The sequence below is a fragment of the Rhizobium sp. GW821-FHT14E12 genome (genome assembly GCF_058803745.1).
Window position 1 is genome coordinate 660,863 of record NZ_JBXAPH010000001.1, and the last position, 20,992, is coordinate 681,854.

The window sequence follows — 20,992 nt, forward strand, 5'->3', positions numbered from 1 at the left end:
ACCAATCCTAATCGGCAATCCCGACTTCTAGCCGCCAGCGCGTCGTCTGCTCGACCCAGCCGAGATCATCCAGCGAAGACCCGTCCATCAAACAGCTTCCGCGCGGTCCTGACCGTCCCCGCTCCCTTGATCGAACCGTCATCGCCGATATCCAGAAAGACCTCCATCGCGCCGGTCGGATGCTCGATCAGATAGCGGCCATCCGACGGTGCCGTCGCCAATTGCGCGGCAGGGCTGCCTGCCAGGCGCGTCGCGGTCGCAACCGTAACGGCCGCGAGAACGCCGACGGAGGCATGAACCCGGTGCGGAATGAAGCTCCGCGTCGAGATCGCGCCGCCGTACTTTGGTGCCGACACCAGGGTCATCTTCGGGACGGAGGCAGCTTGGGCATCGCCGAGGTTCATCATCGGCCCCGCCTTCAGGCGGATGGCCTCGATCCGGGACTTCAGCTCCGTGTTCGCTTCGATCGCCTCGCGGGTCTCCTCCCCCGTCAGCCCGAAGTCCGCGGCCCGCATGATGACGCAGGGCATGCCGTTGTCGATTAAAGTCGCCTCTATCCCGTCGATGACATCGACCTCGTTGCCGGTCGGCAGCAGCGCGCCACACATCGAACCGGCTATGTTCATGAACAGCAGCGGGACAGCCGCATGGCGGCCCGGAACACCGGCAATTTCCGTAGTGCCGGCATAGTTCACGCGTCCGCCCGGCGTCTCTATCCGAGCGACCGCCACCTCGCCGGAGTTCAGCATATGGATGCGGACTTCGGTGACGCCGTCGTTCGACTTGACCAGACCACGCTCGATGGCTGCCGGCCCGACACCGGCAAGAATATTGCCGCACCCCTGCGCATCGCTGACGAGGGCCTGATCCACGAAGACCTGAAGGAACAGATAGTCCACATCGGCGTCAGTGCGTGTCGAAGGCGAGAGAACCGCGACTTTCGACGTCAACGGATCGGCACCGCCGATCCCGTCGATCTGCCGCGGATCCGGCGATCCCATGATTTTCAGCAGCAGCGCATCGCGCTCGGTGGGATCCGCCGGAAGATGCTCAGCGAGGAAATATGCGCCCTTGGAGGTTCCCCCTCGCATCCACAGGCAAGGGATACCATCCTCATACATATTTCAGCCCCTTTGCCAGCAGGGTCGGCCGCATCCCGTAGATATCCAGCCCGAGTTCCCCGGCGGCAAGCCGCTTGCGCTTGGCATCCTCGTTGGCCAGGCGTGTCTCCGCCGCGATAACCACGGCCTCCGCCTCCTCTCGCTTGACGACGCAAACGCCGTCATCATCGGCGATGATGACATCGCCAGCCTCGATATAGGCGCCGGCACAGACCACCGGCACGTTGACCGAGCCTAACGTCTCCTTGACGGTGCCCTGGGCCGATATCGCCTTCGACCAGACCGGAAAGCCCATCTGCGTGAGATCGCGAATGTCCCGGACGCCGGCATCGATGATAAGACCCTTGCATCCGCGCGCCATCGCCGAGGTCGCAAGCAGATCACCGAAATAGCCGTTGTCGCAGGGCGATGTCGGCGCGAGAACGAGAATATCACCCTGCTTCAGCTGCTCGATCGCCACATGCAGCATCAAGTTGTCGCCGGGAGGAGCCGAGATGGTCACGGCCGAACCGGCAATCTGGGCGCCGGCGTAGATCGGACGCATGTAGCTGGCGAGCATGCCCTTGCGGCCCTGCGCCTCATGCACGGTCGCGACCCCGGCATAGGCCAGCCGGTCGATCACGTCCTGCGAAACCCGGGCAACGTCCTGCACAACAATACCCATTACGCGTCTCCTTGCTTTTTAACCGGGGGCGTCCCGTGGGTGTGGAATGTCTCGATCGTCTTCAAGCCCCAAGCCTGCCCCTTCTTGCGCTCCGTCTCAGTCCAAACCACAGGCTTCCAATCCGGAGCCAGGATCAGGCGTGCGCCGGAATTGGCGAGTTCCACCCGGTTGCCGGCGGGCTCCCAGACGTAGAGGAAGAACGTGCCCTGGATCGCATGCTTGTGCGGGCCGGTCTCGATGTGCACGCCGTTCTCAAGAAAGATGTCGGCGGCGCGCAAGATCTCTTCGCGGCTGTCGGTGGCGTAGGTTACATGATGAAGACGCCCGCCCCCGCCGCCATGCTCTTCGGTGCAGGCAAGATCGTAGGTCTTGTTATTGACGGTGAACCAGCAACCGCCAAGCCTGCCATTGTCGAGCTGGATCATCTCCGTTACGCGCGAACCAAGGCAGGTTTCCATGAAGCGCCTGAACTCGGCAACATCAGAGGCGAGCAGGTTCAGATGATCGAGACGTCGCGGATGGCACCCGCGCGCATGATATCGCTGAGCGACATTCTTCAGCGCCGGCCTTTCATGCTCGGGCGGCGAATAGCGGACCGTGTCCCAATAAATCTCGAACACATGGCCGAACGGGTCCTCGAACCGGAACGCGCGGCCATGGCCGAGATCGCCGTCCACCCAGCCGAGAACCTTGAAACCGCTCGCCTCAATCGCCTTGACGCGCCGTTCCAGGGCGGCCTCGGATGACACGCGGTAGGCGATGTGCCCGACACCGGTGGTGTGATGCCGGGTGAGCTTCAGCGTGTGGAACTCGTAGTCGTCCCAGGCTCGCAGATAGGCCGACTGCTCGTCCTGACCGGCGACCGTCAGCCCATAGACGTTCACGAAGAAGTCGAGGCTTTCCTCGAACTTGTCGGAATACATCTCCACATGCGCCAGATGGGCGATATCAAAGCAGGGTTCCATGTTACGCTCCTCCCGAGAGCTCATTAGAGCTCATCGACCGTACGTGGGAAGACCGACTGAAAACCCTCTGCATATTGTGAGGCACGACCACCCGACTGGCCGCCCGAATTGCGCTGGAAATGATTGGCGCGGTTCTGGGCAACGCGGGTGTAGAATTCCCAGAGATGCTCCTGCCCCTCCATGCATTCGATGGCGGCCCGCTTCTTGTCCCAGACCGACGTGATGTCGAGGAAGACATCGGGCTTCCAGCCCATCTGTTCGGTCTGATGCGGCTCGAACAGGTAAAGCTGCGGCGCGCCGAGCACCTTTTCGCCCGGATTATGACCCCACGCCTGCGCAATCATCCGGGTCTCAAGGGCAACCTGCGTCGCATACATATGGTCGGTATTGTACGGATCGTATTGCGAATGGCTGAGCATGAAGGCCGGCTGCACCTTCCTGATCACATCGACCAGCCGGTACTTATCCTCGTCCGTGAGGCGAAGCGGATAGTCGCCGAGGTCGAAGCTGATGAGATCATGGACGCCAAGCGCCTTGGCTGCCTTTTCCGATTCCGCCCGCCGCGCCGCCTTGACCTGCTCGAGCGTGATGCCCGGCTGCTTCCAGAGCTTGGCGGATTCTCCGCGCTCGCCGAAGGACAGGCAAACGACGGTCACCTTATAACCAAGCTCCGCATGCAGCGCGATCGCGCCGCCGCAGCGCCATACGAAGTCAGCCGCGTGTGCGCTGATGATAAGTGCAGTCTTTTGTTCCGACATGGGATCTCCTTCCGAATTGCGCGTGATTTCACGCCGGAGGGGGTCGTTTGCCAATTTGGATTTGATGCCTCGCCAATAAGTTTTGGCTATAGCCGCGTCGACCGAGGTGCGCTTCCGACAAGGTACCTATAGCTTTTTCTTATGAGGCGACGACCATTTTGAAATGGGCAACTGCCCCGCTTCCCGTCATGGCTAATCACCATTCAAGACCCAAAAGGTCCTGCGAAAGATGCGTTCGGGAGAACCAGCCAGATCTGGCTGCCTCGGAGGAGCGTTATCCGGGACAGGGAGGAAAAATGCTAACCCTTTTATTTGACGGCCTCGCCTATGGCATGCTGCTGTTCGTGCTATCCTGCGGACTGGCCGTCACCCTGGGATTGATGAATTTCATCAACCTAGCGCACGGCGCCTTCGCGATGGCCGGCGGCTATGTCACCGTCATTTTGACGAACAGATGGGGCGTCCCCTTTCTGCTGACGCTACCGATCGCCTTCATTGCCACGGCGATTGCCGGGGTCATTCTCGAAAAGACACTCTACGCGCGTCTCTACGACAAGACGCCGCTCGATCAGGTGCTGTTTTCGATCGGCATCGTCTTCATGGCGGTTGCCGGCATCGACTATGTCATGGGATCGCAGCAGCAGATCCTGAACCTGCCGGACTTTCTGCGCGGCCGCGTCGATGTGCTCGGCGTCGGCATCGGTGTCTATCGCGCCTTTCTCATCCTCGTCTGCGGTGCGCTCGCCGTTGCGCTGCAAATGATCCTTGCCCGTACGCGGTTTGGCAGCCGGCTGCGCGCATCCGTGGATGACCGGCGCGTCGCTCGCGGCGTCGGCATTCACGTCAATACGATTTTTGCCGTGACATTCGCCGTCGGATCCGGCCTCGCTGGCCTTGGCGGCGCGCTTGGCGCCGAGATCCTCGGCCTCGACCCGACATTCCCGCTGAAATTCATGGTCTACTTCCTGATCGTCGTCTCAGTCGGCGGGACCTCGAGCATGTACGGCCCTCTCTGTGCCTCCATCCTGCTCGGCGTCGCGGACGTTCTCGGCAAATATTACGTGCCGTCGCTCGGCGGCTTCATCATTTATATCATCCTCGTGGCGGTACTGGTCGTCCGGCCCCAGGGTCTCTTCGCGAGGGCCGGCTGATGCAGACATCTCATTCCGCAATCCCTGCTCTGAAGCAGCGGGTATCAGACGTCATGAGGCGCTCGGCGCGCTGGAGCGTTCTTGAATTGGCGTTCTGGGCTCTGGCGCTCGCCTCCTGGCTCCTCTTCCCCAACCAGCATCTGATCCTGACCGAGATCGTCGGCTTCTCCATTCTCGCGCTCTCGATCGACCTGATCCTCGGCTATGCAGGCATCGTCTCCCTCGGACAGGCGGCCATGTATGGCGTCGGCGCTTATGCAAGCGGCCTCTTCTCGATCCATGTCACCGGCGAGCCACTGTCGGGACTGGTCGTCGGGGCTCTTTCGGGCGCAGTCGTTGCGTTCCTGACGAGCTTCCTGCTGTTGCGTGGCGGCGACCTGACGCGGCTGATGGTGACGCTCGGCGTCGCCGCCGTCTTTGCCGAAATCGCCAATCAGGCGAACTGGCTGACCGGCGGCGCCGATGGTCTGCAAGGAATTACCATCGAACCGCTCTTCGGCGTCTTCGACTTCGATATCTACGGACATACCGGCTACGCCTACAGCCTCGCCGTGCTGTTCGTGCTATTCCTCCTTGCGCGGCTGATCGTGTCCTCGCCCTTCGGCTATTCGCTGAAGGCGATCCGGGATAATCCGCTGCGCGCTTCCGCTGTAGGCGTTCCCGTCAACGCGCGCCTCGTGGCCATATACACTCTCTCCGGCGCCTATGCCGGGATCGCCGGCGCGCTGTTCACCCAGACGCAACAGTTCATCTCGCTGGATGCACTATCGTTCCAGAAATCCGCCGATAGCCTGATGATCCTGGTCATCGGCGGCACGGGCTATCTTTACGGCGGCATCATCGGCGCCCTGGTCTATGAGCTGATCCAGGACGGACTGTCGTCGCTGACGCCGCAATACTGGCAATTCTGGCTCGGCATGCTGCTGGTCGCCTTCGTCCTCTTCGGCCGTGACCGTCCTCGCCAGCTCATGCTTTCGCTCTCCGCCCGCCTCGCCACCATTCGCGGCAACCTCTTTAGAGGCCGCGCTTCGACCAGGAGGGCACCATGACCGCTGCTGTTCTTGAGACAAAACAGCTCAACAAGATGTTCGGCGCCCTGAAGGCCACGACCGACGTCTCGTTCCGCCTGGAAAGCGGCGCTCGTCATGCGCTGATCGGGCCGAACGGCGCGGGCAAGACGACGCTCATCAATCTTCTGACAGGCGTGCTGACGCCTTCAAGCGGACAGATCCTTTTGAATGGCGAGGATATCTCGTCGCTCAAGCGCGAAAAGCGCGTGCAGCGCGGCCTGGTCCGGACGTTTCAGATCAACCAGCTTTTCGGTGATCTGACCGTCGTGGAAAGCCTGGGCCTCGTCATCAGCGAGCGGCAGGGACATGGCAAAGACTGGTTTCGCCTCGCCGGAAAGCTTCCGGGCATCGAGGACGAGATTGCCGGCCTGGTTCAGGATTTCGGTCTGGATACGGTCCTCGACCAGCCCTGCTCCGGCCTACCCTACGGCAAGCAGCGGCTGCTCGAAATCGCCATGGCGATCGCCTGCAAACCGAAGGTTCTACTTCTCGACGAACCGGCCGCCGGCGTACCGGAAGCCGACCGGCACGAGGTTCTGGCAAGGCTGGCAGCGCTACCCGCGGACGTCTCGATCCTGCTGATCGAACACGACATGGACCTGGTTTTCAATTTCGCCGATCGGATCTCGGTTCTGGTCGCGGGAGCTCTCTTTGCAGAAGGCACCGTCGACGAGATTTCAACGGATCCCCGGGTCAAGGAAGTTTATCTCGGAGGGGCGCACCATGCCTGAGCTCTTGATGTTGGACGGCCTGAAAGCCGGCTACGGCAAGGCCGTCATTCTACACGGCGTCAGCCTTTCCGTGGGGCCGGGCGAAGCGGTGGCCCTTCTCGGCCGCAACGGCGTCGGCAAGACGACGACCCTCAACAGCATTGTCGGCCTGACGCGCTATCACGGCGGCAAAGTCACGGTCAGCGGCCAGAACATCGAGCGCATGACGCCGGAACGTCGCGTCGAGGCGGGCGTCGGCTGGGTGCCGCAGGAGCGCGGCATATTCAGGTCGCTGACGGTCGAGGAAAACATCACGGCCGTCGCCCGCCCCGGCAAATGGAGCCTTCAGGCTGTCTATCTCCTTTTTCCGAGGCTGGAGGAGCGCCGCAACAATTACGGCAACCAACTGTCAGGAGGCGAACAGCAGATGCTCTCGATCGGCCGCGCGCTCGTTCTCAATCCAAAAATATTGCTGCTCGACGAGCCGACCGAGGGATTGGCGCCGATCATCGTCGAGGAGTTGCTTGCCGCCATCCGCCGCATCGTCCGCGACGAGGGCATGGCCGCCATCATCGTCGAGCAACACGCACAGCAGATTCTGGCGATTACCGACAAGGCCGTGATCCTTGAGCGTGGCACGGTCGCCTATTCGGGAAGCAGTGCCGCCTTGGCGCAGGACAGCGCGACCCTGGGCAAATTCCTTGGGGTCGGCGCAGGGGCGTCGGCGGCCGCAACGCCAGCCGCCGGAGAACGAAAACACTGATCGCCCAAGTCCACGCCGGAAAGAGGGCCGGTTTGAACGACATGCACCGCACATAGATTTTTCAACAGGAGGAGAGACATGAGCATTAAGAAACTGGCGCTAGGCGCCGTCGCCGCGATCGGCTTGATCGGGACGCCCGCAATGAGCTTTGCGCAGGACACCGTCAAGGTCGGTGTCGTCATTCCGCTGACCGGCGGCTTTCAGTCCAACGGTCGGCAGATCAGCGCCGCGATCAAGACCTACGTCGCCACCAAGGGCGATACCGCCGGCGGCAAGAAGGTCGAGCTGATCGTCAAGGACGACGGAAGCGCCGCCGACAATGCGCTCCGCCTCTCGCAGGAACTGGTGACCAACGACAAGGTGTCCATCCTGACCGGCTTCGGCAACACACCAGCCGCGCTTTCCGTTGCACAGCTATCCAAGCGCGCTAAGATCCCGCAGGTCATCATGGTGGCCGCGACGTCGTCGATCGTGGATGCGTCGCCTTACATTCTCCGAACATCCTGGACCATCCCGCAAATGGCCAGCGTCATCGGCAAATGGGCTCCGGAAAACGGCGCGAAGAAATTCGTCAGCATCGTCTCCGATTACGGCCCGGGCGCCGACGCGGAGAAGTGGTTCCAGCAGACGATCGAGGCCAATGGCGGCACGGTCATTACAAAGCTGAAGGTGCCGCTTGCCAATCCGGACTTCGCGCCCTTCCTGCAGCGCGCCGCCGATGAAAAGCCGGAAGCGCTGTTCGTCTTCGTTCCGACCGGCGCGGGGGCTGCCTTCATGAAGCAGTTCGTTGAGCGCGGCCTCGACAAGTCCGGCATCAAGGTCATCGCCATGGCCGACGTCACCGACGACGACCTTCTCAACAATATGGGCGATCCGACCATCGGCGTCATCACGGGCGGCCCCTATTCCGCAAACCATGATTCCCCGGAGAACAAGGCTTTCGTGGAAGCCTTCAAGAAGGCCAATGATGGCATGCGCCCCAACATGGTCGCCGTCGCCGCCTGGGATGCCCTCGACCTGATCTACAAGACCCTCGACAAAACCAAGGGCGACGCAAGCGGCCAGACATTCGTCGATGCCGCCAAGGGAATGCAGTTGCAGAGCCCGCGAGGCCCAATCTCGATCGATCCCGCAACCCGCGATATCGTTCAGGATATCTACATGCGCAAGGTCGAGAAGGTCGGTGGAGAATTGTACAACGTCGAGTTCCAGACCTACGACAACGTCAAGGATCCGGCGCACTAAGCGCTGGTCTCGACCCGAGGATCGCGGCGATATCGCGGTCCTCATGATAAGTTTTCGCTATACCTTTGTTTGGCTGAATGTTCGCACGAGGAACCGGCAGCATGTCGACGATTGCACTCATCGGATTCGGGGAAGCCGCGCAGGCCTTCGTCGCTGGCTGGAAGACTGTCGAAGGCAGCCCGATCAAAGCTCCCATCACTACCTTCGATATCAAGATAAAAAGCACCGATCACCGGCGCGGCCTGCTTGATGCCTGCGCACGGCTGGACGTTGCATGTGGCGAAAGCCCGCGCGAGGCGACGAACGGCAAAAGCGCGATCTTCAGCCTCGTGACCGCCGACCGCGCGCTCGAAGCCGCAAAGATGGTTGCTCCCTATCTCGACCGAGGCTCACTTTATCTCGACTGCAATTCCTGCTCGCCTTCAACGAAAGTCGCTGCCGCGAAAATCGTCGAGGAGGCCGGCGCCCGCTACGTCGACGTGGCGGTGATGGCACCGGTCTATCCCGCCCGCCACCGCACCCCTCTCCTTCTGGCCGGCAGCGACGCGGCAAAGGCTGAAGCCTTGCTGACAAGCCTCGGAATGAATGCCCACGTCGCCGGCGACAAGATCGGACAGGCATCCTCGATCAAGATGCTGCGCTCGGTCATGATCAAGGGGTTCGAGGCGCTCACCGCCGAATGTGTATTGGCGGCGCGGCGTGCGGGCGTGGAGGATGCCGTTCTGGCCTCCTTGCAGGCGTCCGATCCGGGGATCGACTGGAAGGCCCGTTCGTCTTACAACCTCGAGCGGATGATGGTGCATGGAACGCGGCGCGCAGCCGAAATGGAAGAAGTGGCGGTAACGCTTCGCGATCTCGGCCTTCCCGACGGAATGGTATCGGCGGCCGTCGACTGGCAGCGCCGAATCGGAAATCTTGGCCTCAGCGCAGCCGATCTCTCGCTGACCCAGCGCGTCGACCTGATACTGGAGCACCTCCTGTCTTGAATTCCGCACAGTCATCAGAGCCGGAGCTACAGCACAATCTTCGCCATCTCAGGGTATTCCTGATGGTCGTCGACACGGCCTCGGTGGCGAAAGCTGCTGAACTATGTCATGTGTCGCAACCGGCCGTGACGCAGGCGCTGTCGAAAATCGAACGCGGCGTCGGCATGGCGCTCTTCACGCGGACCGCCCAGGGATTGTTCGTCAACAAGCAGGGCGAGGTCCTTGCAAAGCGCGTCCGGCGCGCTTTCGGCTATCTTGATCCGGCGCTGTCCGATCTCAGCCCCAGGCTGCGCATCACCGCGACGACGGCGCAGCTTCAGGCGCTGATTGCCGTGCGGGAAATGGAGAATTTTACGCTGGCCGCGCGCCGTCTCGGCCTTGCCCAGCCGACCGTGCACCGCGCCGTCACCCAGCTTGAGCAGGAGGCGGCCCGTCCCCTCTTCGAGCGGACCTCCTACGGCATCGTCGCAACGCGGACGGCCCAGACGCTCGCCCAGGCCGCAAGACTTGCCTTCGCCGAGCTCGCCCAAGCCGAAGCCGATCTTGCGGAAACAGTGTCCGAGGAAGCCGGACGCATCGTAATCGGCGCTATGCCATTGTCGCGATCCTATGTCCTGCCGCAGGCAATCGCCAACTTCCGCGCGCTTCGCCCCAAGATACCGATCCAGGTCGTGGAAGGCCCCTATGCCGATCTTCTGGCCGGGCTCAGACGTGGCGAGATCGATTTCCTGATCGGCGCCCTGCGCGATCCCGCGCCGATCGGCGATGTGGAGCAGCGTGTGCTTTTCACCGACACGCTCGTGCTGGTCGCCGGCCGCGATCATCCGCTGATCGAGAAGGATGATATCGCCCTGGAAGAGCTTGCCTCCTACCCCTGGGTGGTGGGCTTGCACGGAACGCCGATCCGGAAACATTTCGACGCAATGTTCGACAGCCTTGGACACAGCCCTGTGAGCATTGTCGAGTCGGGATCGCTGATCCTCATGCGCGAGCTTTTGGACCGAACCGATCATCTCGGCTGCATCTCCTATTTGCAGGCCGAAGCGGAGCTGACTCGCGGGCTCATCAAGGCCCTGCCCTACAACCTAGACCACACGGCACGACCGATCGGCCTGACGCTACGATCCGGCTGGATGCCGACGGCAGCCCAGGAGCAGTTTCTGGATTTCGTGCGGCAGAGGGTCAGCGGAACGCGCGAGCGATTATAGCCTTTTCTTATAATCCCGGCCGCGAGCTCATAAACAACGTCCATCCGCCCGACCTGAAGGTGAATGGACGCAGCGTCGGCATTGCCCCTCAAGCCAGATAGCGCTTGAACCAGCCTATCGTTCTCTCCCAGGCAAGCTTGGCCGCCGCCTCGTCATAGCGGGGCGTCGAGTCATTGTGGAAGCCGTGATTGACGTCGGGATAGATATGGGCCTCGTAGACTTTGTTCGACGCCTTCAGCGCCGCCTCATAGGCCGGCCACCCCTCGTTGATGCCCTTGTCCAGTCCCGCATAGTGAAGCAACAGCGGCGCCTTGATGCGCGGCACCTCCTCCGCCCTCGGCTGCCGGCCGTAAAACGGCACGGCCGCTGCCAGCTCGGGATAGGCAACGGCGGCCGCATTCGCCACACCGCCGCCATAGCAGAAACCGGTAATGCCGACCTTGCCGGTCGTGGCATCATGCTTCATGAGAAACTCGATCGCGGCAAAGAAGTCGTTCATCAGCTTTTGCGGATCGACCTGCTGCTGCAACTCCCGGCCCTTCTCGTCATTGCCGGGATAACCGCCGACGGAGGTTAGTCCATCCGGCGCAAGCGCGATGAAGCCCGCCTTCGCCACTCGCCGAGCGACATCCTCGATATAGGGGTTCAACCCTCGGTTCTCATGCACGACAACGACCGCCGGCACCTTGCCCTTGGCCGCAGCCGGCCGGACGAAATAGGCACGAACAGTTCCGTTCCCCTGCGACGACGGATAGGTGATGTATTCGGGCAGGATGTCGGGATCGGTAAACTCGACCTGTTGGGCAAGCGCATAGTTGGGGCTCATCAGCCCGAGGATCGCGACAGCGGTCAGGCCACCCACGGCATACTTGCCGGCCCGATCAAGAAACTCGCGTTTCGTGATTTTCCCATGGGCGTAATAGTCGTAGAGTTCCAGCAGTTCCGGATGAAAATCCTTGGCGGTCAGACGTGTCATTGGCGCTCCCCTCATGTCTACGAGGAGCAGCCTAACCACTTAAGCCAGTTCTTGAATTCACTTTTGCGCTATCGCGAAGGATATCCGCGCAGACATCGGAATCTAAACCGCAACCTCCGCGGCGATGGCCGCATGCGGCTCGTAATCGCGAACCTCGAAGTCCTCGATGCGGTAGTCGTCTATGCTGTCCGGCCGGCGGAGCAAGCGCAAGGTCGGGAATGGCCGCGGTTCCCGGCTCAGCTGCTCGCGGATCGCATCGAGATGGTTGAGGTAGATGTGGACGTCACCGCCGGCCCAGACCAGTTCGCCCACGTCCATGTCCACCTGCTGGGCAACCATGGCCAGCAATACGGCCTGCTGGCAGATGTTGAATGGATTTCCCAGAAACAGGTCGCAGGACCGCTGGTAAACCATCAGGCTCAGGCGCGGCCGCCTGGTCTCGCCAGGAGAAGGCAGGTTCGAGACATGGAACTGGTAGACCATGTGGCACGGAGGAAGCGCCATTCCGGCGAGTTCGCCGACATTCCAGGCATGGAAGATCATCCGGCGGCTGCTCGGATTATGCCTGAGCTGGACGATGACCGTCGCGATCTGATCATGCACCTGGCCGTCAGCATCACGCCACTGCCGCCATTGCTTGCCGTAAACGGGGCCTAGATCGCCCCATGTCTCGGCAAAGGCCTCGTCGGCCAGTATCCGCGCCTCGAAATCTTCCTGACTGATGGTCTCGCCCGTCGCCTTGCGATAGGCGGCCAGCGGCCAGTCGGTCCATATCCGCACATTCTGCTTCAGGAGATTGCGAATGTTGGTGTCGCCGGTCAGGAACCAGAGCATCTCCTTGACGGCGAGCTTCCAATAGACCCGCTTGGTCGTGAAGACCGGAAGCTGCCCTTTGGAAAGATCGAAGCGCATCATCGCGCCAAGCCCGCTCAGCGTGCCGACGCCGGTTCTGTCGATCCGGCGATCACCGTTTTCGAGCAGGTGCGCCATCAGGTCGAGATATTGATATTCCGGGTGGCGAACCATTCTGAGCTCCGAGATTTCCGCGAAGGATCCGGGCAACCGCAGAAACAATTGCCTCCGTCGCCGATTCCATTGGCCGCTAATTTAATGGCAAGTCGGTGCAAAACCAACCGCAACCGGGCACAATCCCGGCAATTCTCACCCCCGATGGTCAGCTATCGCTGCAAAGCGATATCCAGGCGACGCATTTATGACAATTGCCCTTCCCTTCGCCCAAGGAAAACACTATATCAGCCTTGCCGGTCTTCGGGCCGGCTATGGCGATAAACGAGCGATGTAATAAACCTATTGGACCCGGGGGCGGTACCCGGCGCCTCCACCAAAAACCGGCCAGACGAGCTTTGCTCCAGACCGGCTTTTGATGGGGGCGAAATAGGATCGACAAGGGCGTAAAGATCGACTTTTTGCTCGGCATTGTACCACCGTTATCGGGCTAAAATTGTAGTTGCAAACGACAACTATGCGGAAGCTCGTCTCGCTGCTTAATCGCAGTGTGACACTTCAAATCAAGTCCTGAAGGTTCGCACCTTAAGGCGGGGTTCGAAGGTACCTGGCAACAGAAACCTTCACCTTCTCCCTATCTTCGATATTATGTATGATCAGGTGATGACTCGCGCGGGGGCTTTCCCGTCTGCGCCCGGCGTGGCATAAGCCTTAGAAAAAACATGGCCAACGAAAGACAGGAAAGCATGGGGCAGGATCATATCCGCTACGACATTTTGGCACAGGACGCCCTGCGTGGAGTTATCCGTAAGGTGTTGACCGAGGTCGGCGCCACCGGTCGTCTGCCCGGTGACCATCATTTCTTCATTACCTTTCTGACCGGAGCGCCCGGCGTTCGCATTTCGCAGCACCTGAAGTCGAAATATCCGGAACAGATGACCATCGTCATCCAGCATCAATTCTGGGATCTGAAGATCACCGAAAGCCTGTTCGAGATTGGCCTTTCCTTCTCCGACGTGCCTGAAAAGCTGGTCGTCCCCTTCAATGCGATTCGCGGCTTCTACGATCCGTCGGTGAATTTCGAGCTGGAGTTCGATGTGCCGCTCGCCGACGACGAGGAAATGCCGACTGGCGAAATCACCGCCTATCCGGTGGCCGCCGAAGGCAGCGAAGAGCCGATGGTGGAAGCCAAGGAAGGCGAAGAGAAAAAACCGGGTTCGGTCGTCTCGCTCGACGCATTCCGCAAGAAGCAATAATGTCCGAGGGGGAGCGCAGGCTTCCCCTTTCTGCATCCTCCGTGGGAACCGTGATGAGTGCCGAAGTCGTCAATCTGCGTCAGTTCCGGAAAAAACAGGCCCGCTCCGAAAAGGAAAAGCAGGCGGAACAAAATCGCATCAGCTTCGGCCGCACCAAGGCGGAGAAGCACCTGACCAAGGCGCTCAACGACAAGGCCAGCCAGACACACGAGGCCGGCCACATAAAGCCGACCAAGACGGACGACTAGCCTGCCGGGCCGAACGAAATCTTTTCGAAATCAGCAGCTTACTTCAGTACTTTGAATCATTTTCAGAATCCCCTCCCCCTTCCGAGCTTTTTGATCGATCCACCGATGATCCGCAAACATTCCGCGACGTTGCATGGCCACCGCACGAGCTTTTCCCTTGAAGACGCGTTCTGGAGCGAGCTGAAGGCCATAGCCAAAGCGCGCGGCACCTCGCTTGCCGCGCTGATCTCCGAAATCGACGACGGTCGCGAACCGGAGAGCAACCTCTCCTCCGCACTGCGACTCTACGTCTTGAAATGGTTGAAAGAACGCGCTTAGCTTGCCGTTCGAACGAATGCGCAAAGAGCGACGGCCCTTCGCTGCAAGACACATTATCTAACGGATGATGTGTCTTATTGGGCGATGCCGGGAAGGCCGTTGAAATTCAGCGGTGCAATCTTTTGCGGCCCTTGTCCGTTGAGAACCGGCAATTGCTGCGCCTTCGCGCGGGCTTCCGCATCGGCCTTCGCCTTGGCCGCAGCTTCCGCTTGCTTCTCGGCCGCGGCTTCGCGCGCCAGTCCCCTTAGGCGCTGCTCTTCAAGGCTCCGCTGCTGTTCGATTGCTGCGTCGCGTTGGCGCTGGGCTTCGCGCATAGTGGCGGTGTATTTGTACAGCGCCACTTCGCGCCGCAGCCGCTGCTTTTCCAACACGCTCGCCTGAAGCCGTTCGACGCGCCGGCGCTCACGCTCAAAGGCGCGCAGCGACAGGAAGCTGGTGATATCGGTGACATTCATCGTTCGGCCAGGGCTTGCCAACGGGCCGGCGAAGTCGAGGCGCAGCGCCGGCTCGGCACCGTTCAACACCTCATTGCCGGCATTGAAATCGATGCCGAGCGACCCGCGCATACGCTCGTCCGGCAGGCTGATCTCGGCGCTGCCCGACAGCTTCGCCACATCATTGCCGGCGCTGAGATTGGTGGCGCGGATGACACCGGTCGAGATGTTGAAGGGGATGCTCATCGCCGGCAATGCCGCCTCGCCGTTGTTGAGCAGCGTCTGTACGATCGGCAGCACCTTGTCGGCGGTAATATCGCCCTGGATCTGGTCCGTCGCCGACAACAGCGGTGGGAGTACCGAGAGATTGAGGCCGCGGACGTGCGTTTCGCCAAGCTTGGCCTCACCCGATCCGCTGGCATTGGCGGCAAGCTCGCTCATGCTCTTGCCACTGGTTTCCATGCTCAGGTCAAGACCAAAGCGGCCAGTGGCCAGCGGCGTGCCATCACGCTGCCAGGCGACGGTCGCAAGATCGCCGTTGGTGAGATTGAGCTTCGTCTGCATCAGCCCGGTGCCGTCGGAATTGGCAAGCATCAGATTGCCGCCGAGTGTGCCGCCATTCCAGGCGCCGGCGATATCGTTCAGCCGCAGCTCTTCGCCCTTGTAAGCAGCGTTAGCACTGAAATTGGAGACCGGGCCGAATATACCCGGCCAAACCTGCTTGGCCGAAAGCTTGATGTTGAGATCGAGCCCATTAAACGTCGGCAGCCCGAGCTTGGCCTTGGTCAGGTTGCCAGTCGCGGCATCCGTCATCGGCCCGTAGATCGCTTCACCCAGCCAGCCAAGATCGGCCTTGTCGAGCGCCAGTTCGCCTGTCGCCTTGATGTTCGGCGACTTGCGATCGAAGGTCAGCGCGCCGGAGACATTATTGTCGGCAAGCTGGCCCTTCATGTTGGAGAGTGCAATCTTGTCGGCATCGAGCACGGCATTCGCCTGAAATTTGACCGGCAGGCCGGTACCCATCTGCGGTATGCCGATGCCATTCATCACGAAATAGGGATCGAGATCGGCGCTGTCGAGCGACAGAGCGATCGTGCCGTTGAGGAAGGTGCTGGGACGGACATCGACCTTGCCATTGGCCATGAACGAGGTCTTGTCCGTCGCAAAAGTCAGCGCCGCATCCGCCGGTTCGGTGCCTTCTGCCGTCACCTTCAGCGTCAGGCGACCATTCGCGTCGGCTTCGACGGGTAGCGGATCGAGCCCCGCCTGCCCGAACAGGATCGAGGTCACCGAATTTTCAAGCGTCGCCTCCAGCGTCGTCGTGCCCTTGCCGGTCAGCGCCAGCAGATCGGACATCCGGTAGTCGAGATTGACGCGGCTGCCGTTGGAAACACCGGCGAGCGTTACCGTCACACCGTCACCTTCGTCACCACCGAGGGATAGCGCACCACGTAGCGCGGTATTGCCGTACCACGCAGCATTGCGCACCAACCGATCCATGACCGGATGATGCGGCAGATGCCGGCTCAGCATTTCGAGGAAAGGACCGGGGTCGGCTGCCTTGAAGGTGATCTCGCCCGATCCCTTGTAGTCCAGCAAAGAGCCATCGCCGCGCCCTGTTGCCGTGATCTCCGCCCCGGCGACATCACGCACCGATAGCTTGTCGAGCGTCAACGCTCCGTCAGTAATCGAAAAGGATGTCTCGACATTGTCGGCCTGTACGCCAAACAGTGCGAACTTGTCCGCCTTCAGATGCGCCGTGATGCGGTGGTCGAGCAAGGCCTCGCCGGCGTCCTGACCGGTGAACATGCCTGTCAGCGCCCTCAGCGCATCGAGGTCCAGCGCATCGCCGCTGAGATCGACGCCAAGCTTTGGCGCCTGCTTATCCGGCGCCTGCCGGTCCAGCTTACCCTTGAGCGTTGCCGACCCGATCGCGATTTCAAGGTTGTCGAAGCGCTGTTCTTCATGCCGCAAGTTGACATCAGCGGAGAAACCGGCCTGCCGCAACTGCCGGATCGATGGATCGACGGAGCCCACCAGCCAGGACGCCAGGCCCGACGGCTGGTTGGAGGCGACGACGAGATTGCCGATGAAATTCGGCTCGCCCTGCAGCATCAGCTTGCCGGTGGCCTCGACCTGCGTGCGCCCCGGCAACATGCCGATCGCATGGTCGATCTTCCAGCCGGTTCCGGCGGGCTCGAGATCCAGCTGCACATCGCGGATGGTCGTGTCGCCGGCAACGATCGCCGGCAGGCGGAATGTCGCCTTGCCGGGCACCTGCGGGATCGGAACCTCGGCGGCAATCGCGATCAGGTTGTTCAGGCGCTGGCGGGCGGAGACGGCGGGATTGCGGTTGGTCTTGCCGTTGGTGCCTTGATTGTTGCCGAGACGATTGACGTCGATCTGCTGACCATCGGCGGTCAGCAGGAATTCCGGCTTCGTGCCGGTATCCAGCGTCGCTTCTCCGGTCACCACGTAAGGATCGTCCGCCGCTCCCACCTCAAGGCGATATTCAGGGATGCGGATGCGCTCGTTGGTCAGCTCGAAACGGCCTTTGACGCGGGGCTGAGCTTGCTCATCCGCGGCTTTACGCGCCTGCTTGTCCTCAATCCCCGCGGTAAAGAGACCGAGATAATCCGGCTTGCGGTCGACCAGCTTCAGCTCGCCGTCGAGATCGACAATGAGAGGATGACGATCCGGATTGAGCCGGGTGCGGACGCGCAGCACGCCACTGTCGTCCGGCTGGCTGCTGGAAATGGTGAAACTGCCGTGCTCGCCATCGAGTGCCGCATCCCCTTCGATCCGCCAGGGACCTGCCAGGGACTTCGCGGACATTTCGGCGTTGAAGCCCGTAATGTGCCGGGTGCGGCCGGATTGCTCATCGATGAACTGGATATCGCCGCCGTCGACATGCACGCTTTCCAGCACCACTGACTTGGCGGGCATTTCCGGCTGGCTGCCGCGCATCCAGTCGAGCGTGCCGTCCTTCAGCAGCCGCAGGCGCACTTTTGGCTCGGAGACGCGCATATCGAAGATCAGCGCTTCGCCGGACAGGAACGGCGCCAATTCGGCATCCATGGAGAACTGAGCGATCTGCACCAGCGGCGTCCCGTCGGCTTCCTGGCCGACGCGGACGTCATGCAATGTCACGGAGGGAAACGGCAGGAGACGGGCATCGACAGTGCCGTGAACGGTCACTTTCTTGCCGATGATACGGCTCGCCTGATCTTCGAAATTCTTGCGAAAATCGGTCCAGTCTATGAAGAGCGGAGCGAGCAGCGCCACGAACAGCACCACTACAAGCAATCCCCCCAGGAAAACCAGGACCCTACCTAACAATGCACACCGTCTCCATTCTGCATTCCGATTACGATATCCAAGGCATCACATATCCAGCCATATAGGCAAAAAGCAGCCTCGATCTTTAGCTAACCCGATCCCCATCCAAACCGCGTCGCGGCTCCCAAGGATAAGGGACTTCGTAGCCTAGCGCCATTCACGCAAGGGGCAAGCCGAGATCATGGAGTATGCCAATTTTCAATGGCCATGAAAGATCTTGCCCGGGTTGAAAATCGCGTCAGGATCGAGAGCATGCTTGACCTGGCGCATCAGATCGACAGCGCCGCCGAGCTCCTGCTCGAGAAACGACATCTTGCCCTGCCCTACGCCATGCTCGCCGGTGCAGGTTCCGTCCATGGCCAGCGCCCGCGCGTTCAGCCGTGCAACGAAGGCTTCGACGACGGCGATGCCTTCGGGCGTCTTGTCGTCGAATAGCACCAGCACATGGAAATTACCGTCGCCGGCGTGCCCGACGATCGGCGCCAGCAATCCGTGTTCCTCGATGTCGGCCTGGGTCTCGGCAACGCATTCGGCAAGCCTTGAGATCGGCACGCAAACATCCGTCGACAGTGCCGCCAGTTCCGGCGCAAGCGCCCGTGCCGCCCAATAGGCGTCGTGGCGGGCCTTCCAGAGCTTGTTGCGCTCCTCGAGATTGCTGGTCCAGAGGAATTCGCCGCCGCCGCATTCCGCCGCAATCTCGGCGAACTGTTCCGACTGCAGCGCGACGGTTTCTTCGGTGCCGTGAAATTCGAGAAACAGCGTAGGCTGCTCCTGATAAGTCAGCCCGGAGTACAGGTTGCAGGCGCGCAATTGGACCGCATCGAGAAGCTCGATCCGGGCGACCGGAATGCCCATCTGGATCGTCATGATGACGGCATCGCAGGCTGCATGGATGGTCGGAAAGGCGCAAGCGCCCCCGGCGATCTTCTGGGGAATGCCTTGCAGGCGCAGCGTCACCGAGGTCAGCACGCCGAGCGTCCCCTCGGAGCCGACGAAGAGCCGGGTCAGATCATAACCTGCGGAGGATTTCCTGGCGCGCCGGGCGGTGCGGATCTCCTCGCCATTGGCGGCGACCACGGTCACGGCCAGCACATTGTCCTTCATCGTGCCGTAGCGCACAGCGTTGGTGCCGGAGGCGCGCGTCGCCGTCATGCCGCCGATCGAAGCATTGGCGCCGGGGTCGATCGGGAAGAACAGGCCGGTATCGCGCAGATAGGTGTTGAGTTGCTCGCGGGTGACGCCGGGCTCGACAGTGCAGTCGAGATCCTCGGCATTCACTTCAAGCACCCGATTCATCCGGCTGAAATCGATGGAAATTCCGCCCTGCGGCGCGTTCACCTGCCCCTCCAGCGAAGAGCCGGTGCCGAAGGCGACAATCGGAACCTTGTGCTCGGCGCAGGCCTTGACGACCGCCTGCACATCCTCGCTCGTCTCGGCAAAGAGCACCCCATCGGGAAGCTGTGTGGGAATATAGGTGGTCGTATGCGCGTGCTGCGCGCGAAAACTTTCGCCGGTCTGGAAACGCTCGCCAAAGGCCTGTTTCAGAATGCCGAGAACGGCAGCAATCCCTGCCTCGTTGCGTATCCCCGCCTTCGCATCAGCCAGAGCCATCGTCCCGAATCTCCCATCAAAAACATATAAGAGCGCGTTAACCTTTTGCGGTTCTATGGGGCATCGGAACGACGCTGTCCAGTCATGAAAATCGCCCGTGGTTTCCACACGGTGCGAGCGCTCGCTTGCGTAAGATCAAGCAGCCTCGATTGCGATCGCCAACACAGGCCAGACAATGTTGGTGGCCAGCAAATATGCTTATTTTTTAAGCAAATACTGACAAAATGTGCATTTGCCGCAAAATTCTCTCCAAGAAAGAGCACGTCTTGAGCGAGCGAACGTGTCCTTCAACCGACTGGCATACCTCTTGCCTGCTGTCCGGCAGTTACACATAGCCATCTTTGGAAGGACATTCGATGAAGCGCAGACAATTGCTCACGGCACTGGGTATGGCGATGCTGGCGATGGGGTCGCTGTCGAGCCCGCACGCAGCCCGGGCGGACGCCTTGAGCGATATCACGTCGCGCGGCACGATCCGCGTTGCCGTTCCCCAGGACTTCCCGCCTTTCGGCAGCGTCGGGCCGGACATGGCGCCCATGGGCTATGACATCGACATGGCAAACCTGATCGGCGAAAAACTCGGCGTGAAGACCGAGCTGGTGCCGGTCACCAGCGCCAACCGCATTCCCTATCTCCAGACCAACAAGGTCGACCTGGTGATTTCGAGCCTCGGCAAGAATGCCGAGCGCCAGGCCGTCATCGACTTCACCGACGCCTACGCGCCCTTCTTCAACGGCGTCTTCGGCCCCGCCGATGTCACCGCCACCAAGCCCGAAGATCTTTCCGGCAAGACGATCGGCGTCACGCGCGGCGCAATCGAGGATCTGGCGCTGACGAAGGTCGCCCCGCAGGACGCGACGATCAAGCGCTACGAAGACAATAACGGCACCATCTCCGCCTTCCTGTCGGGTCAGGTCGACCTGGTCGCCACCGGCAACGTCGTTGCCGCGGCTATCCTCGCCAAAAACCCGCCGAAGAAGCCGGAGATGAAGTTCCTCATCACCAACTCCCCCTGCTTCATCGGCCTGAACAAGAACGAGGCCGACCTGCAGAAAAAGGTCAACGACATCATCGCCGCCGCCAAGGCCGATGGCACGCTCGGCAAGATCTCGCAGAAATGGCTGGGCGCCGACCTCCCCGCCGGCTTCTGATTAACGCAAGCCCGGCCGCGCCTTCATCCGATGGTGCGGCCGGAGCCGAGCG

19 protein-coding genes and 1 other RNA gene are annotated in these 20,992 nt (G+C 61.1%); 12 read left to right on the plus strand and 8 right to left on the minus strand.

Translation table 11 applies throughout. The features are described from left to right. Window positions 1-65: 65 nt before the first annotated feature. The 4 genes from AC1RO0_RS03270 to AC1RO0_RS03285 are packed head-to-tail and all read right to left on the minus strand — an operon-like array spanning window position 66 to window position 3,508. A complete protein-coding gene (locus tag AC1RO0_RS03270) occupies window positions 66-1,121 on the minus strand; it encodes a 4-oxalomesaconate tautomerase (protein WP_498591516.1) in 1,056 nt (351 codons plus the stop codon). After that, a complete protein-coding gene (locus AC1RO0_RS03275) occupies window positions 1,114-1,785 on the minus strand; it encodes a 4-carboxy-4-hydroxy-2-oxoadipate aldolase/oxaloacetate decarboxylase (protein WP_498591517.1) in 672 nt (223 codons plus the stop codon). The genes AC1RO0_RS03270 and AC1RO0_RS03275 overlap by 8 nt, the downstream gene beginning before the upstream one ends. Then, a complete protein-coding gene (locus AC1RO0_RS03280; RefSeq protein ID WP_498591518.1) occupies window positions 1,785-2,750 on the minus strand; it encodes a VOC family protein in 966 nt (321 codons plus the stop codon). The genes AC1RO0_RS03275 and AC1RO0_RS03280 overlap by 1 nt, the downstream gene beginning before the upstream one ends. Before the next feature lie 23 nt (window positions 2,751-2,773). Then, the gene (locus AC1RO0_RS03285) at window positions 2,774-3,508 is read right to left on the minus strand and encodes a PIG-L deacetylase family protein (RefSeq protein ID WP_498591519.1); all 735 of its coding nucleotides are present in this window, start codon (window positions 3,506-3,508) and stop codon (window positions 2,774-2,776) included. Between the two features lie 296 nt (window positions 3,509-3,804). Here AC1RO0_RS03285 and AC1RO0_RS03290 point away from each other — a divergent pair, with 296 nt between their 5' ends. The 7 genes from AC1RO0_RS03290 (at window position 3,805) to AC1RO0_RS03320 (ending at window position 10,641) form a co-directional block, all read left to right on the plus strand. Next, window positions 3,805-4,659 (plus strand): branched-chain amino acid ABC transporter permease, encoded by an 855-nt coding sequence (locus AC1RO0_RS03290; protein WP_449087453.1) that lies wholly within the window; start codon window positions 3,805-3,807, stop codon window positions 4,657-4,659. Then, on the plus strand, window positions 4,659-5,708 hold the full coding sequence (locus AC1RO0_RS03295) for a branched-chain amino acid ABC transporter permease (protein ID WP_498591520.1): 1,050 nt from the start codon (window positions 4,659-4,661) through the stop codon (window positions 5,706-5,708). The genes AC1RO0_RS03290 and AC1RO0_RS03295 overlap by 1 nt, the downstream gene beginning before the upstream one ends. Beyond that, window positions 5,705-6,460, plus strand: coding sequence for an ABC transporter ATP-binding protein (locus tag AC1RO0_RS03300; protein WP_498591521.1), 756 nt, complete (start codon window positions 5,705-5,707; stop codon window positions 6,458-6,460). The genes AC1RO0_RS03295 and AC1RO0_RS03300 overlap by 4 nt, the downstream gene beginning before the upstream one ends. Next, window positions 6,453-7,202: an ABC transporter ATP-binding protein gene (locus AC1RO0_RS03305; RefSeq protein WP_498591522.1), complete on the plus strand. Its 750-nt coding sequence runs from the start codon at window positions 6,453-6,455 to the stop codon at window positions 7,200-7,202. The genes AC1RO0_RS03300 and AC1RO0_RS03305 overlap by 8 nt, the downstream gene beginning before the upstream one ends. Window positions 7,203-7,280: 78 nt before the next feature. Continuing rightward, entirely contained in the window at window positions 7,281-8,447 is a 1,167-nt protein-coding gene (locus AC1RO0_RS03310; protein WP_498591523.1) for an ABC transporter substrate-binding protein, read from the plus strand. A 101-nt stretch (window positions 8,448-8,548) separates the two neighbouring features. After that, the gene (locus tag AC1RO0_RS03315; RefSeq protein WP_498591524.1) at window positions 8,549-9,433 is read left to right on the plus strand and encodes an NAD(P)-dependent oxidoreductase; all 885 of its coding nucleotides are present in this window, start codon (window positions 8,549-8,551) and stop codon (window positions 9,431-9,433) included. Beyond that, window positions 9,430-10,641, plus strand: a complete 1,212-nt coding sequence (locus tag AC1RO0_RS03320) for a LysR family transcriptional regulator (RefSeq protein WP_498591525.1) — start codon at window positions 9,430-9,432, stop codon at window positions 10,639-10,641. The genes AC1RO0_RS03315 and AC1RO0_RS03320 overlap by 4 nt, the downstream gene beginning before the upstream one ends. A gap of 88 nt (window positions 10,642-10,729) precedes the next feature. Here the strand turns inward: AC1RO0_RS03320 and yghX are convergent, their stop codons facing one another. Both yghX and AC1RO0_RS03330 read right to left on the minus strand, forming a co-directional pair. Then, on the minus strand, window positions 10,730-11,617 hold the full coding sequence (yghX, locus tag AC1RO0_RS03325; protein ID WP_498591526.1) for a YghX family hydrolase: 888 nt from the start codon (window positions 11,615-11,617) through the stop codon (window positions 10,730-10,732). Between the two features lie 102 nt (window positions 11,618-11,719). After that, window positions 11,720-12,643: a thymidylate synthase gene (locus AC1RO0_RS03330; RefSeq protein WP_498591527.1), complete on the minus strand. Its 924-nt coding sequence runs from the start codon at window positions 12,641-12,643 to the stop codon at window positions 11,720-11,722. Between the two features lie 196 nt (window positions 12,644-12,839). Here AC1RO0_RS03330 and ssrA point away from each other — a divergent pair. The 4 genes from ssrA (at window position 12,840) to AC1RO0_RS03350 (ending at window position 14,405) form a co-directional block, all read left to right on the plus strand. Further along, window positions 12,840-13,211, plus strand: a transfer-messenger RNA (tmRNA) gene (ssrA, locus tag AC1RO0_RS03335). Window positions 13,212-13,329: 118 nt separating this feature from the next. Continuing rightward, on the plus strand, window positions 13,330-13,839 hold the full coding sequence (locus AC1RO0_RS03340) for an SspB family protein (RefSeq protein WP_498592371.1): 510 nt from the start codon (window positions 13,330-13,332) through the stop codon (window positions 13,837-13,839). Window positions 13,840-13,892: 53 nt separating this feature from the next. Then, window positions 13,893-14,087, plus strand: a complete 195-nt coding sequence (locus AC1RO0_RS03345) for a DUF4169 family protein (protein WP_498591528.1) — start codon at window positions 13,893-13,895, stop codon at window positions 14,085-14,087. A gap of 105 nt (window positions 14,088-14,192) precedes the next feature. Further along, on the plus strand, window positions 14,193-14,405 hold the full coding sequence (locus AC1RO0_RS03350; RefSeq protein ID WP_007697059.1) for a ribbon-helix-helix domain-containing protein: 213 nt from the start codon (window positions 14,193-14,195) through the stop codon (window positions 14,403-14,405). A 74-nt stretch (window positions 14,406-14,479) separates the two neighbouring features. On the opposite strand, the gene AC1RO0_RS03355 is transcribed toward AC1RO0_RS03350, so the two are convergent. Both AC1RO0_RS03355 and AC1RO0_RS03360 read right to left on the minus strand, forming a co-directional pair. Further along, complete coding sequence (locus AC1RO0_RS03355) at window positions 14,480-18,178, minus strand: AsmA family protein (protein ID WP_498591529.1); 3,699 nt, start codon at window positions 18,176-18,178, stop codon at window positions 14,480-14,482. Between the two features lie 198 nt (window positions 18,179-18,376). Continuing rightward, window positions 18,377-19,789 (minus strand): FAD-binding oxidoreductase, encoded by a 1,413-nt coding sequence (locus AC1RO0_RS03360; RefSeq protein WP_498591530.1) that lies wholly within the window; start codon window positions 19,787-19,789, stop codon window positions 18,377-18,379. Between the two features lie 389 nt (window positions 19,790-20,178). Here AC1RO0_RS03360 and AC1RO0_RS03365 point away from each other — a divergent pair, with 389 nt between their 5' ends. After that, window positions 20,179-20,940 carry a transporter substrate-binding domain-containing protein gene (locus AC1RO0_RS03365; protein ID WP_498592372.1) on the plus strand — a complete coding sequence of 254 codons (762 nt, stop codon included), beginning with the start codon at window positions 20,179-20,181 and terminating at the stop codon, window positions 20,938-20,940. Window positions 20,941-20,992: the final 52 nt, after the last annotated feature.

Bases quoted from the DNA above. Each gene is read 5' to 3' on its own strand.
- AC1RO0_RS03270 (WP_498591516.1), bottom strand. From the start codon at position 1,121: ATGTATGAGGATGGTATCCCTTGCCTGTGGATGCGAGGGGGAACCTCC.
- AC1RO0_RS03275 (WP_498591517.1), bottom strand. From the start codon at position 1,785: ATGGGTATTGTTGTGCAGGACGTTGCCCGGGTTTCGCAGGACGTGATC.
- AC1RO0_RS03280 (WP_498591518.1), bottom strand. From the start codon at position 2,750: ATGGAACCCTGCTTTGATATCGCCCATCTGGCGCATGTGGAGATGTAT.
- AC1RO0_RS03285 (WP_498591519.1), bottom strand. From the start codon at position 3,508: ATGTCGGAACAAAAGACTGCACTTATCATCAGCGCACACGCGGCTGAC.
- AC1RO0_RS03290 (WP_449087453.1), top strand. From the start codon at position 3,805: ATGCTAACCCTTTTATTTGACGGCCTCGCCTATGGCATGCTGCTGTTC.
- AC1RO0_RS03295 (WP_498591520.1), top strand. From the start codon at position 4,659: ATGCAGACATCTCATTCCGCAATCCCTGCTCTGAAGCAGCGGGTATCA.
- AC1RO0_RS03300 (WP_498591521.1), top strand. From the start codon at position 5,705: ATGACCGCTGCTGTTCTTGAGACAAAACAGCTCAACAAGATGTTCGGC.
- AC1RO0_RS03305 (WP_498591522.1), top strand. From the start codon at position 6,453: ATGCCTGAGCTCTTGATGTTGGACGGCCTGAAAGCCGGCTACGGCAAG.
- AC1RO0_RS03310 (WP_498591523.1), top strand. From the start codon at position 7,281: ATGAGCATTAAGAAACTGGCGCTAGGCGCCGTCGCCGCGATCGGCTTG.
- AC1RO0_RS03315 (WP_498591524.1), top strand. From the start codon at position 8,549: ATGTCGACGATTGCACTCATCGGATTCGGGGAAGCCGCGCAGGCCTTC.
- yghX (WP_498591526.1), bottom strand. From the start codon at position 11,617: ATGACACGTCTGACCGCCAAGGATTTTCATCCGGAACTGCTGGAACTC.
- AC1RO0_RS03330 (WP_498591527.1), bottom strand. From the start codon at position 12,643: ATGGTTCGCCACCCGGAATATCAATATCTCGACCTGATGGCGCACCTG.
- AC1RO0_RS03340 (WP_498592371.1), top strand. From the start codon at position 13,330: ATGGGGCAGGATCATATCCGCTACGACATTTTGGCACAGGACGCCCTG.
- AC1RO0_RS03345 (WP_498591528.1), top strand. From the start codon at position 13,893: ATGAGTGCCGAAGTCGTCAATCTGCGTCAGTTCCGGAAAAAACAGGCC.
- AC1RO0_RS03350 (WP_007697059.1), top strand. From the start codon at position 14,193: ATGATCCGCAAACATTCCGCGACGTTGCATGGCCACCGCACGAGCTTT.
- AC1RO0_RS03360 (WP_498591530.1), bottom strand. From the start codon at position 19,789: ATGGCTCTGGCTGATGCGAAGGCGGGGATACGCAACGAGGCAGGGATT.
- AC1RO0_RS03365 (WP_498592372.1), top strand. From the start codon at position 20,179: ATGGCGATGCTGGCGATGGGGTCGCTGTCGAGCCCGCACGCAGCCCGG.